Below are 12,849 nucleotides of genomic sequence, written 5' to 3' on the forward strand. Positions count from 1 at the left end.
CATAAAACGAGTGTCATCATAATAAATTTTATGATGAAAGCAGTAATTCTCCTCATGAACATCATCCTTTATAATGTTTTCATTATTAGAGGATGTTCAAAAAGTCCGGTAAAAATGACACTGCGAATTTCTTCGTTGGCTTGCTTCTCCGCTGCTCATGTATCTAAATGCATACATTCCGCTGCTCGAAACTACGCCGCCTCGAACTTCTTGGTCCTTTTTATCCTCCTTTTTGAACACGCATTATTATTAGAGTTTCCAAATCTAATTTCTTCATACTTTTTAAAAGGAGATGTTTTGGAGGTGTATCCATGGCCAAATAAACGAATTATTCTTCTTCTTTCATCATAAAATAAGAAGCTGTATAAGGTCGATCAGCAAAATAAGCCGGTAGTCTCGCCATATTGACAAAGTCCATTTCTTTAAAAAGAGCTGATTTTTGCCAAGTAAGATAATGTTGTTCAGTTTTCCATTGGGTAAAAATAATATAATGATTTCGTTTGTTTTGCTTTAATAATCTTGCGGCAACTAGACCTGCTGCATTATTAACTGATGGAAACCTTTTTTTGACTTGATCTTCAAATACAGCAGCTCCATCTTCCATGACAGGTATATTTTCCATTACAACAAAACCTTCTTTATTGACATCGCCGTATTTGGCTTGTACTTCAAAAGATCTTCCAGAGACAAATACACCTTTTTTTCGATTGTTCTCATAATAAGCAAGCGTTGTTCCAGCTTTTTTCATAAAGTAAAAGTTAATTTTTGGATGAGAATCGGCAATTTTTTTCAGAACCTGGGTAGTACCGGTTGTCATAAAAGCCCACATAAAACCCCCTCCTTGATTCTATATTACCCTATTTGTAAGTATGATAGTCAAATGATTCTACGCTAATTTTCGTCGTGAATATTACCTCACATGCGATAAATGTCGTATAATAGAAAAAGATAATAACTTGTGACTATTTTTACAAAGTCACTTGAGGTGATTAAATGGATTCAAACGAACGAGAGACAAAACCGAAAAGAAGATCGGATCGACATAAAAATAAAGGCAAAGATAAATCGCGAATACGTCGTCGTAACGTCCAAGAGCATAAACAGTTTCACATTGTAAAAGAAAAGGCGAAAGATTTATTAGTAAGAACAAAAAACAAATTATTTAGTAGAGAGAAAGCTGTGAATGAAACAGCGGACGAAACAAAAACAGGACAAAAACGACGCAAGGCAACAGATGAGAATAAAGGTTTCCGCCTTTCAGTCAAGCATTTTATACTATCCCTTGGTGTGGTAATTGTTTTAGCATTAATTGCTTATACGACCATTTTATATGGGGGGAAATTAATCGCCGATGAAGATAAACTGGCAATTTCTCCACCTACGACGATAGAAACAGAAGATGGCGAAATTATTTGGTATTTATATGATGAATATAGGCTTCCGGTTGACCTGGAGGAAATTCCTGATCATGTAAAAGATGCATTTGTTGCGATAGAAGATAAACGGTTTTATAGTCACTCTGGAGTTGATTTTAGATCAATTATGCGGGCGATTTATCGTGATGTAATTGCGAGAAGTAAGGTTGAAGGAGCAAGTACGATCACGCAACAATTAGCAAAAAATCTGTATTTAACGAATGATAAATCATGGCTTCGAAAAACAAAAGAAGTAATGATCGCATTATATTTAGAGAGAGAATTTACGAAAGATGAAATTTTGGAAATGTATTTGAATGCAGTTTATTTTGGACAAGGACAATATGGAATTGAAGCTGCCGCCAATAAATATTTTTATAAATCTGTAAGTGATTTGACTCTTGAAGAAGGTGCTCTTTTGGCAGGAATGGTAAAAGCACCAAATGGATATTCACCAATAGACCACGAAGAAAAGGCGTTAAATAGACGAAATCTTGTCTTAGAAACGATGAGTAATGAAGGTTATATATCAGAAGAAGAAGCGAAGGAATCGGCAAAAAAAGAATTACAATTAAATATTGCGCAACGAAAAATAAATCCCGCTTATCATACAATTGTTGATATGGTTATCAAAGAAGCAGAAGAACTTTATGGAATCACATTGGAAGAACTGAAAATGAATCGTTACCGGATTGTTACCTCGATGAATGAGGATGCTCAGCAAATTGCATTCGACCAATTTCAACAAGATGGCTATTTCCCGGGAAATGACAAGGAAACTGTCGAAGGTGCGTTTGTAATGATGGATCAGGAGGATGGAAGTATTGTTGCTGCGCTAGGCGGTAGAGATTATGTAATGCGTAATCTTAATCGTGTTTATGGAGAAAAAAGGCAGCCAGGTTCAACGATGAAGCCTCTAGCAGTATATGCTCCAGCATTAGAAACTGAAAAATTCAACCCTTACTCTACACTTCCGGATGAGTTAAAGGAATGGGACGGGAAAAAAATCCGAAATTACAACGACAATTACGAAGGATCGGTTTCACTTTATGACGCACTAAAATACTCAAAAAACACATCTTCCGTATGGCTATTAAATGAGATCGGCATCGATTACTCGAAATCTTATTTAGAGAAAATGAATATGGAAATTGTGGATAAGGATCTTGGTATAGCATTAGGTGGGTTAACAGAAGGATTAACTCCCCTGCAAATGGTACAAGGATATCGTACATTTGTGCATAGTGGAGAAATGATTGAGGCACATACAATTTCTGAAATTTACAACCAAAAAGGGGAAGTAATCGCGTCAGCAAAACCAAAAACAACGGAAGTTTTTTCACCGCAAGTTGCATGGAATATGACTGAAATGTTAATGAGTGTAGTGGAAAGTGGGACAGGAACAGCTGGTTCTTACCCGTATGAGTTAGCTGGAAAAACTGGAACAACAGATCATCCGACGGTAGAAGGCGAATCAAAGGATGCTTGGTTTGTAGGCTTTACACCTGAATATGTAACAGCTCTTTGGATGGGGTACGATAAATCGGATGAAAATCATTATTTGACAGGTGGAAGTGCATATCCAACTGAATTAACGAAAAAAATCTTATCTGAATTTGCCCAAAGACAATCAGTTGTTACTGCATTTACAAAACCTGATAATGTGGTAGCTTTGGAAGAACCGGTCGACTTACCGCAAATTAACGATTTGTCTAGCTCTTATATATTTGGTGGCTTAAAATTACTAAAAGGAAAATTGGAATGGACAAACAGTGGTGATGAGCGAATTGTTTATCGTATTTATGAAGAGAAGAAAGATGGAAATGAATTAATTGGCGAAGTAAGTGGTGGGAATGAATTTATTGTTGAAGACTTTTCTATATTTAGAACGAATACCTACTTTGTTGTGCCATATGATCCAGTTGCACAAGTCGAAGGGGAACGATCTAATACGGTAAAATTAACGTTTTAATCGTATCATTTCAAACAATTTTGTCGAAATTGTCACGGGAATTTTAGACAAGTTTTTGACAAACATAGCCTGTCGCTATACAGTTTGGGTGAAAACATTTATAGTGTTAATGGGAAGTCTGTTTGTTATTAGTACATTGGATGGAAAAAGAAAAGGGATGATAACAGATGTCAAAGAAGTTCAATGATACAATTTTGCGTGCATATAATGGTGAGAAGACAAGTCATACACCTGCATGGTTTATGCGTCAAGCTGGAAGATCACAAAAAGAATACCGGGAAATAAAGAAAAAATATTCCTTATTTGAAATTACGCATCAACCGGAGCTTTGTGCTTATGTGACAAGACTTCCAGTTGAACAATATGGTATAGATGCCGCTATTTTATATAAAGATATTATGACTCCACTTCCTGCAATGGGAATTGATGTTGAAATAAAATCTGGAATTGGGCCAGTTATTGATAACCCAATAAGAACGTTACAGGACGTGGAAGCTCTAGGTGAGTTAAATCCAGAGCAAGATATTGATTACGTATTAAAAACAATTAAATTATTAACAGAAGAACAACTAACTGTACCGTTAATAGGATTTAGTGGAGCACCTTTTACGCTGGCAAGTTATATGATCGAAGGTGGACCATCAAAAAATTATGCAAAAACGAAAGCACTTATGTATAGTGAGCCGAAAATTTGGTTTACATTAATGAATAAGTTAGCAGAAATGATCATCGTTTATGTACGGGCACAAATCAATGCAGGGGTTCGGGCAGTACAAATTTTCGATTCCTGGGTCGGTGCTTTAAATGTAGATGATTATCGCACGTTTATTAAACCAACGATGGATCATATTTTCACAGAACTTAGAAAAGAAAATGTACCGTTAATTCTTTTTGGTATCGGGGCAAAACATTTACTTATGGAGTGGAATGATCTCCCTGTCGATGTGATCGGATTAGATTGGAGAACGTCAATTTTAGAAGCACGTCAAATTGGAGTAACAAAAGTATTGCAAGGAAATCTTGATCCAGCTATATTACTTGCTGATTGGGATACAATTGAATCACGTACAAAAGCAATTTTAGATGAAGGTATGAAGGATGGTCGTCATGTATTTAACCTAGGACATGGCGTTACACCTGATATTACCCAAGAAACATTGAAAAAATTAGCGCATCTTGTTCGCACATATTCTGCGCGATAATTTTGATAAGAGGTGAACATTTTGGGAAAAGAAAAAGTAGCATTACTAGTTATGGCTTATGGAACTCCTTATAAAGAGGAAGATATTGAAAGATATTACACACATATTAGACACGGAAGAAAACCATCGGAAGAGGCTTTACAGGACTTAACTGAACGTTACCAAGCAATCGGTGGTATTTCTCCACTTGCAAAAATTACCGAAGACCAAGCAAAAGGAATTGAGGAAACATTAAATTCCATGCAAGACGAGTATGAATTTGACATGTATATCGGTTTGAAGCATATTGAACCATTTATTGAAGATGCAGTTGAGCAAATTGCCAAAGATGGGCACAAGAAAATTGCTTCTATTGTTCTAGCCCCACACTATTCTACATTCAGTGTTAAATCGTATAATGGCAGAGCGAAAGAAGAGGCCGAAAAACAAGGTTTAGAAATTTATTCGGTTGTTGATTGGTACGACAAGCCTGGATTTATCGAATACTGGACTCGGGAAATTGAGAAAACATTTGCGACTATGCCAACAGAAGAACAAGAAAATTCGGTACTTATCGTCTCAGCACATAGCTTGCCTGAGAAAATTTTAGAAGGTGGAGATCCTTACCCGGATCAACTTGCCAAAACAGCAAAATTAATTGCCGAAAAGGTAAGTGTGCCCAATTATGCGATAGGCTGGCAAAGTGAAGGAAATACTCCTGAACCTTGGCTCGGGCCAGATGTACAAGATTTAACACGAGATTTATTTAACGAAAAAGGGTATAAAGCATTTATTTATGCACCAGTAGGATTTGTTTCCGATCATTTAGAAGTTCTTTATGATAATGACTATGAATGTAAAGTAGTATGTGATGAAGTTGGTGCAAGTTACTACAGACCGGAAATGCCAAATACAGACCCATTATTTATCAAGACACTTGCTGAAGTGGTATTGGAGCAATTAAAGTAATCCTAAAAAAAGCTTTTTTCGTAAAATTTGTTACTTTTTAATCTTCGTGGTTGAAGGATACTGTTGAGTAGTGCTCAGGTTGTTTTCCGCTACGAACCGTTGCTTTCCGCGGGCACGGCTTCAGCCTCTTCCGGAAGCAAAAACCGCTTCCTACAGAGTCTTCAGACACGTGCTGTTCCCGCAGGAGTCAACGGTTCTACGCTCCAAACAACCACTATAATTAGTGATAATCCACGCTCTTAGGCGCAATCCCAGCGAAGGAAACACACGGAGACTCCTGTGGGAGGATTTTATATCACAACTTTGTTTAGATATTTACAGAGAAAATTAACCTAATTTACTGCACAGTTTATGGATTTTGCATTATAGACAACAATTTTTTCGGTGGGACGAACGGAAGTGTAGTCTCAAACTTTTAAGAAAACATCCTTAGAAAATGAGTGGTGTAAAATGAAACAAATTTTAATAGTCGGAGGCGGAATTACGGGCTTAGCCTCCGCTTTTTATATCCAAGAAGAAATAAAAGCAAAAAATTTACCATATAAAATAAAGTTAGTGGAAGCAGAAGACCGAGTAGGCGGAAAAATAGAAACAGTACATCGTGATGGGTTTACAATTGAACGGGGACCAGATTCATTTTTATCACGTAAAAAACCCGCTGTTGACTTAGTTGAGAAACTAGGACTAACAGATGAGCTCGTCCGAAATTCTACTGGCCAAGCACATATTTTAGTTGGGAAAAAACTACATAAAATTCCTCCTGGTTCTTTTATGGGAATCCCGACAGAAGTTCAACCGTTTTTATTTTCGGGACTTTTTTCTGTCAAAGGAAAATTACGAGCGAGTTTAGATTTTGTTAAGCCAAAAGGAAAAGCAGGCGACGATCAATCGTTAGGTCTATTTTTTCGCCGCCGTTTCGGGGATGAATTAGTAGAAAACTTAATTGAACCATTGTTATCCGGTATTTACTCCGGTGATGTGGATGAAATGAGTTTAATGGCCACTTTCCCAAACTTTTACCAATTGGAACAGAAACATGGTAGTCTCATTAAAGGTTTAAATAAAACGATGCCAAAACAACCGAAAACGAAAGAGAAGAAGCCAGGAATTTTTTATGCTTTAAAGGGTGGCTTTGAATCTTTAGTTAAGGAATTAGAACGACAATTAGAAGATGTGATCTCGCTAAATACTGCCGTTGATCACGTCGAGAAAAAGGAAAACGGGTATCATGTACTTTTGAGTGATGGTACAGTTTATAAAGCAGATGCAATGATCGTAACATCACCTCATACAACGTTACAAAAAATGTTTAGCCAACATGAAGCATTAAAAACTGTTGAGGAGATTCCAACGACTTCAGTTGCAAACGTTGCTTTAGCTTATGACCAAAAAGCAATTAAAAAAGAACTCGATGGTACAGGTTTTGTTGTATCAAGAAACAGTGATTTTCGAATTACAGCTTGTACTTGGACACATCGTAAATGGCCACATACAACCCCTGAAGGAAAAGTATTACTTAGAAGTTATGTCGGTGGTCCTCATGATCCAGATGCTGCCTTTTTAAGTGATGACGAAATTGTCGATATCGTTTTAAAAGACTTACGTAAAATTATGAAAATCAAAGGTGAACCGAATTTTAAAGTAATTAGTAGATTTAAAAACAAGATGCCACAATATACTGTTGGTCATTTAGACAGAATAAAAGCAATTCGAGATTACGCTGCAACAAATCTTCCAGGCGTATTCCTAGCTGGTGCTTCATTTGAAGGAGTGGGGGTACCGGACTGTATTGAGCAAGGAGAAAAAGCAGGAACACAACTGTTACAATTTATATCGGAACAATAACAGAAAGACTGTCCAAAGTGGCAGTCTTTTATTTAGCAGATAAGAAAGTATAAAACTTTCTTACTGCATAAGTGCAACTAAGGCTTTCGCCAAGGCTTGGCGATAAGCCAAGTTTTCTAATCTTTATGTATGCTTTCTGCCAAAAAAAATAAGCAACTAATGTATTAGTTGCTTCATCCGGAAAGGAAGTCTTATTATAGAATAGACTATAAAATATTGTTAAAAATGGATTGAATGCTGATTGTTATCTTGCTGGATGATTACAATCATCACAAAGATTGCTGTAACAGTCAGCTTGTTCAACCATTTCATAACCACAGTGTTTACATTTCTTCTTAGGTAAGTTTCTGAAAAATTCAATAACATTAACCAAATCAATTCCTCCTCTGTAGGACTTTTTGCTAAAAACTTTAACTATCGATTTGTTATATGTATTGTACTATAACAATAGATGGAATGTCAATACTGTTTTACAACAAAATTTACTTTTTTTATGTTTTTATGAACTGTTTTATAACATTATTAATTTGGAGGGTGGAAATTGAAACTGACTATTATCGGCTATTGGGGTGGCTATCCAGCTGTGGACAAGGCTTCATCCATGTATGTTCTTGAGAAAGATGACTTTATGCTCGTTATCGATGTTGGAAGTGGGGGACTGTCTAAATTTCAAAAATATAAAAGTATAACAGATATTACCGCTGTACTACTATCACACTATCATGCAGACCATATTGCTGATATAGGTGTACTACAACATGCGCTTCTCGTTCAGTCTTATATTATGGATAATCAAGAGGTTGTACCTATATACGGACATGATGAAGATGAAAAACAGTTTAACAGCTTAAATCACGACTACACAAAAGCTATCGCCTACAATCCAAATAATGTTTTAAAAATAGGTCCATTCTTCATCCGCTTTTTAAGAACGAAGCATTCTGTCCCTTGTTTTGGAATGCGAATTACAGATGGGACTAGCACAATTGTTTATACAGCTGATTCAGGTTATCAGGAAGAATGGATTAAATTTTGCCAAAATGCGGACTTGCTTTTAGCTGAATGTAATTTTTATGCCGGGCAAGATGCAGCATCATCTGGCCATATGACTAGCACAGAAGTAGGTACCATTGCAAACAATGCACATGTAGGTGAAGTCATTTTAACGCATTTACCTCATTTTGGAGATCATAAAAACCTTGTTAAGGAAGCAGCCGATATTTATCAAGGAAAGATCAGTCTCGCACATGAAGGAATGGTTTGGGAGAAAAATTAAGCATACCATGTTACAAAAATGAAAAAAACATTTAAACTATATGTTGAAGGAGTTGGTAAATATGAAGTTTATTGATAATAAGGGAATTACAGATCCTTATATAAATTTGGCACTTGAGGAGTATGTATTGAAAAACTTCGGTGAAGAAGATACTTATTTATTATTTTATATAAATAAACCATCGATTATTATTGGCAAAAATCAAAATTCAATCGAAGAAATAAACACTGAATATGTAGAAAAAAATAATATTAAAGTAGTGAGACGTTTATCCGGTGGCGGAGCTGTTTATCACGATGAAGGAAATCTTAACTTTAGTTTTATTACAAAAGATGATGGGAATAGTTTCCACAATTTTGCTAAATTTACTGAACCTGTCGTAAAAGCATTGAATGATGTTGGAGTACCTGCAAAATTAGAAGGGAGAAACGATTTGGTCATTGAAGGCAGGAAATTTTCCGGAAATGCGCAATTCTCCACGAAAGGCAGAATGTTTAGTCATGGAACGTTAATGTTAGATTCTGAAATTGAGCATGTTGTTGCAGCATTGAATGTAAAAAAAGAGAAAATTGAATCCAAAGGAATTAAATCAATTCGCAGTAGAGTCGCAAATATTGCTGAATATTTAGAAGAAGAAATGTCGATGGAAGAGTTTAAAAACTTAATTTTACGTTCGATTTTTAATGTAGATGATGTTGCAGATGTGCCAAGATATGAATTAACAGATGAAGATTGGGAAAATGTGTATGAGATTTCGCGAAACAGATATCAAAAATGGGAATGGAATTTTGGAAAATCTCCAGCATACAATAAAAAGGCATCCCATAAGTTCCCCTCTGGCTTATTAGATGTTCGTTTAGATGTTAAAAAAGGGACCATAGAAAATTGCAAAATCTACGGCGACTTTTTCGGACTTGGGGAAGTGGAAGATATTGAGCAGATATTAGTTGGAGTCCGCCATGAAAGAGCTGCAGTCGAAGAAGCGTTACAAGATGTGGACATCCCACATTATTTAGGAAGAATAACGAAGGAAGAATTTATTAACCTGATTTATTAGTTGAAAAAGAATCTGCATTCTTTCTAACTTTTAGCGAGAAATGCAGATTTTTTTATTATAATTTCAGTCAAAATTACCCTGTGAAAATTAAAATTTTTTAGATAATTAGGTCTTTTGACTTGCTTTTGTGAGTTTTTATGCTAAATTGGTACATAATCCCTAATTTTTCATTCAAATTTAGAAAGGATGAAAAATTATGTTTGACGAAAAAATGATTATAATTTCACACGAGGTAACTCCATTAACGATGGCAGTTTTATCTGAAAAGGATGATGAAGGATCAAGAAACACCGTTGTACTTGAAGAAAAAAAGGAATATACCGTACATACTACCCCTACAAAAATGATCGATGAAGCATGTAAGTTTTTTGGAAGTAGTTTAAAAGGAAGATTAGAAGGTACAAAAGACATTAGCAGAATAACTCATAAAGCTCCCATCGCCATTGACCCTTCGAGCGGAATGTATTTTTTTCCAACGGCCTCCCCTTCCAACGTAGAATGCTCTTGGATCGCCCACTCACACGTTAAAGACATACAATCAATTGAAAAAACAAAAACTGAAATTATCTTTAAAAACGGTAGACGCATTATTATTAATGTTTCTTATGGTTCGATGATGAATCAATTACAGAGGACTGCCCAATTTCGCTATTCTTTAGATACACGAATGAAAATCTTAAAAGAAGCGATTAAAAATAAAAAAAAGGATAAAGAATAAGCGATTAAATCAATGTTCAAATAAAATACATTATGTATTCACGTTTTTAGTTTATAATATAATATAAATCTGTAAAATGAAAAATTAGGGATTATATAAACTAGATGCCAAATTCTCAAGGAGCACATAAAACGTGGATATTATGTCAGCAGAAGCAATAGAAGAAGCAAGTGAATATTTTGATACTGTTATCGAACTATTGGAGAACTATGAAGCGCTCGGACCACTACCGGGAATATTACTTCCATTTATTGAAGCTTTTTTACCGTTTTTACCTTTATTTGTTTTTGTCATGGCAAATAGTGTAGCATATGGTCTTTTCAAAGGATTTTTATATTCTTGGATTGGGTCATCTGCTGGATCAATATTAGTATTCTTACTCATTCGTAAGTTTGGTAATAAAAAAATAATGCTGAAAATCAAACAGAATAAGCAAGTGCAACAAATTACTTCATGGGTCGAACGTCATGGTTTTGGGCCAATGTTTATTTTGCTCTGCTTTCCATTTTCACCGTCGTCGGTCATTAATATTGTAGCTGGGTTATCAAATGTTAGCAAACAACAGTTTGTTTTGGCTGTTCTTTTAGGGAAGTCAGTAATGATTTTTTCCATCGCCTATATTGGATCGAGCATTATGGAATTCGCTAAAAATCCGGTTAAAACGGTCGTTGTTACTATCTGTATTTTAGTATTTTGGACATTTGGTAAATTTTTAGAGAAAAAATTATTAAAAGTACGTGCTCAAAAAGGAGGATAAAAAGGACCAAGAAGTTCAAGGCGGCGCAGTTTCGAGCAGCGGAATGTATGCATTTAGATACATGAGCAAACGCTCTAGCACGCAGAAAAAGTGCTTTCCTTTTTCAAGGAGCGGAGATACAAGCCAACGAAGAAATTCGCAGTGTCATTTTTACCGGACTTTTTGAACATCCTCTAAAAAGAAAAAATACAAGCTATGAAAATTACGAAGAAGGCGGGGGAGTAAAGTGAGTTTACGAATTATATATGGAAGAGCAGATACAGATAAATCTGAATGTATTGTTCAAGAAATTCAAGAAAAATTACGTTCTGATCCAAACGGACATCCAATATATTATATTGTTCCGGAACAAATGACGTTTCAGCAGGAATATGCTTTATTTGAGAAAGATATAAAGGGAAGTATCCGTGCTCAGGTCGTAAGTTTTTCTAGATTGGCATGGCGAGTTCTGCAGGAAACGGGCGGAAGTACAAGACAATTTATCAGCTCTACAGGAATTCAAATGATGTTACGCAAAATCATTGATCAACGAGTGGAGAGTTTTTCTATGTTTCAAAAAGCAGTGGACAAGCAGGGGTTTATCGAAGAACTTGAAGGTATTATTACAGAGTTTAAAAGACATTGTATTACCCCAGACATGTTACATGAACAATTACATTATATTGGGCAAAATGTTCCTTTAACGAACAAGTTGACAGATTTGCACTATATTTATCATGAGTTAACCGCTTTGCTGCAGAATAAATATATTGATGGAGAAGATCAATTACAATTGTTAGCAAATAAAATTAGCAGTGCTTCATTTTTACATGATGCGGATATATATATTGATGGGTTTTATCGTTTTACACCTAATGAACTGGAGATTGTTGCAGAACTATTAAAGGTAAGTAAACAGGTGAATGTTGTAATAACTTTGGATCCAACTGATCTCGGGAACGAACTATCAGAACTTGACCTTTTTTATCAAACAGCTGAAACATATAATCGACTTTGTAACATAGCAAATGAACATGATATTTTTATCGAAGAGCCGATTCACTTAAACTCCGAGTATGGGAGATTCGATGATAGTTCTCAGTTATTTCATTTGGAAAAGTTTTTTGATGACAGGCCAACACCTGTCTATACAGGTAAAGCAAATAACTCAATTAGTCTAAATGAAGCGGTACATCCTAGGGCGGAATTGGACGGTGTGATTCAAGAAATTTTACGGTTAGTGCGTGACGAAAACTACCGTTATAAAGATATTGTAATCTTTGTAAGAGAAACAGAAACGTATCATGATTTAATTCGTACAATGTTTAAAGATTATAATATTCCTGTTTTTATCGATGAAAAACGGACGATGTTAAACCATCCATTAATCGAATTTATCCGTTCCTTATTTGATGTTATTGAATCAAATTGGCGTTATGATGCTGTTTTTCGATTGTTAAAAACGGGTCTCATACCTGCAGCGGATAAAACCTATCCTTTAACGATCGATGCGATTGATGAACTAGAAAACTATTGTTTAGAGTATGGAATCCGAGGAAAAAAACAGTGGTTACAAGAAGGGAACTGGATATACAAACGTTTTCGAGGATTTTCTGAAGCTGCACAAACAGATCGTGAATTAGAAGCAGAGACGAAAATCAATTGCTACAGAAACCAAGT

11 protein-coding genes are annotated in these 12,849 nt (G+C 35.5%); 9 read left to right on the forward strand and 2 right to left on the reverse strand.

The features are described from left to right. Nucleotides 1-328: 328 nt before the first annotated feature. Complete coding sequence (locus tag ACPYKA_RS12990) at nucleotides 329-829, reverse strand: antibiotic biosynthesis monooxygenase family protein (RefSeq protein ID WP_479542688.1); 501 nt, start codon at nucleotides 827-829, stop codon at nucleotides 329-331. 164 nt (nucleotides 830-993) lie between these two features. On the opposite strand from ACPYKA_RS12990, the gene ACPYKA_RS12995 reads away from it, so the two are divergent. The 4 genes from ACPYKA_RS12995 (at nucleotide 994) to hemY (ending at nucleotide 7,382) form a co-directional block, all read left to right on the forward strand. Further along, the gene (locus tag ACPYKA_RS12995; RefSeq protein WP_479542689.1) at nucleotides 994-3,387 is read left to right on the forward strand and encodes a transglycosylase domain-containing protein; all 2,394 of its coding nucleotides are present in this window, start codon (nucleotides 994-996) and stop codon (nucleotides 3,385-3,387) included. A gap of 167 nt (nucleotides 3,388-3,554) precedes the next feature. After that, complete coding sequence (hemE, locus tag ACPYKA_RS13000; RefSeq protein ID WP_479542690.1) at nucleotides 3,555-4,589, forward strand: uroporphyrinogen decarboxylase; 1,035 nt, start codon at nucleotides 3,555-3,557, stop codon at nucleotides 4,587-4,589. A 21-nt stretch (nucleotides 4,590-4,610) separates the two neighbouring features. Further along, entirely contained in the window at nucleotides 4,611-5,537 is a 927-nt protein-coding gene (gene hemH / locus ACPYKA_RS13005; protein ID WP_479542691.1) for a ferrochelatase, read from the forward strand. A gap of 450 nt (nucleotides 5,538-5,987) precedes the next feature. Next, a complete protein-coding gene (hemY, locus tag ACPYKA_RS13010; protein ID WP_479542692.1) occupies nucleotides 5,988-7,382 on the forward strand; it encodes a protoporphyrinogen oxidase in 1,395 nt (464 codons plus the stop codon). A gap of 244 nt (nucleotides 7,383-7,626) precedes the next feature. Here the strand turns inward: hemY and yhfH are convergent, their stop codons facing one another. Continuing rightward, on the reverse strand, nucleotides 7,627-7,755 hold the full coding sequence (gene yhfH, locus ACPYKA_RS13015) for a protein YhfH (protein ID WP_336262019.1): 129 nt from the start codon (nucleotides 7,753-7,755) through the stop codon (nucleotides 7,627-7,629). A 168-nt stretch (nucleotides 7,756-7,923) separates the two neighbouring features. On the opposite strand from yhfH, the gene ACPYKA_RS13020 reads away from it, so the two are divergent. The 5 genes from ACPYKA_RS13020 to ACPYKA_RS13040 all read left to right on the forward strand — a co-directional run. Then, nucleotides 7,924-8,658, forward strand: coding sequence for an MBL fold metallo-hydrolase (locus ACPYKA_RS13020; protein ID WP_479542693.1), 735 nt, complete (start codon nucleotides 7,924-7,926; stop codon nucleotides 8,656-8,658). 61 nt (nucleotides 8,659-8,719) lie between these two features. Then, nucleotides 8,720-9,715: a lipoate--protein ligase gene (locus tag ACPYKA_RS13025; protein ID WP_479542694.1), complete on the forward strand. Its 996-nt coding sequence runs from the start codon at nucleotides 8,720-8,722 to the stop codon at nucleotides 9,713-9,715. Between the two features lie 196 nt (nucleotides 9,716-9,911). Next, nucleotides 9,912-10,433 (forward strand): competence protein ComK, encoded by a 522-nt coding sequence (locus tag ACPYKA_RS13030; RefSeq protein WP_479542695.1) that lies wholly within the window; start codon nucleotides 9,912-9,914, stop codon nucleotides 10,431-10,433. 142 nt (nucleotides 10,434-10,575) lie between these two features. Then, the gene (locus ACPYKA_RS13035; protein WP_479542697.1) at nucleotides 10,576-11,190 is read left to right on the forward strand and encodes a TVP38/TMEM64 family protein; all 615 of its coding nucleotides are present in this window, start codon (nucleotides 10,576-10,578) and stop codon (nucleotides 11,188-11,190) included. A gap of 226 nt (nucleotides 11,191-11,416) precedes the next feature. After that, a partial coding sequence (locus ACPYKA_RS13040; RefSeq protein ID WP_479542696.1) for a helicase-exonuclease AddAB subunit AddB occupies nucleotides 11,417-12,849 on the forward strand: 1,433 nt, incomplete at its 3' end.

The organism is Pseudogracilibacillus amylolyticus (SeqCode) (genome assembly GCF_051918545.1).
Lineage (GTDB): Bacteria > Bacillota > Bacilli > Bacillales > Amphibacillaceae > Pseudogracilibacillus.

Bases quoted from the DNA above. Each gene is read 5' to 3' on its own strand.
- ACPYKA_RS12990 (WP_479542688.1), bottom strand. From the start codon at position 829: ATGTGGGCTTTTATGACAACCGGTACTACCCAGGTTCTGAAAAAAATT.
- ACPYKA_RS13025 (WP_479542694.1), top strand. From the start codon at position 8,720: ATGAAGTTTATTGATAATAAGGGAATTACAGATCCTTATATAAATTTG.
- ACPYKA_RS13030 (WP_479542695.1), top strand. From the start codon at position 9,912: ATGTTTGACGAAAAAATGATTATAATTTCACACGAGGTAACTCCATTA.
- hemY (WP_479542692.1), top strand. From the start codon at position 5,988: ATGAAACAAATTTTAATAGTCGGAGGCGGAATTACGGGCTTAGCCTCC.
- ACPYKA_RS13035 (WP_479542697.1), top strand. From the start codon at position 10,576: ATGTCAGCAGAAGCAATAGAAGAAGCAAGTGAATATTTTGATACTGTT.
- ACPYKA_RS12995 (WP_479542689.1), top strand. From the start codon at position 994: ATGGATTCAAACGAACGAGAGACAAAACCGAAAAGAAGATCGGATCGA.
- hemE (WP_479542690.1), top strand. From the start codon at position 3,555: ATGTCAAAGAAGTTCAATGATACAATTTTGCGTGCATATAATGGTGAG.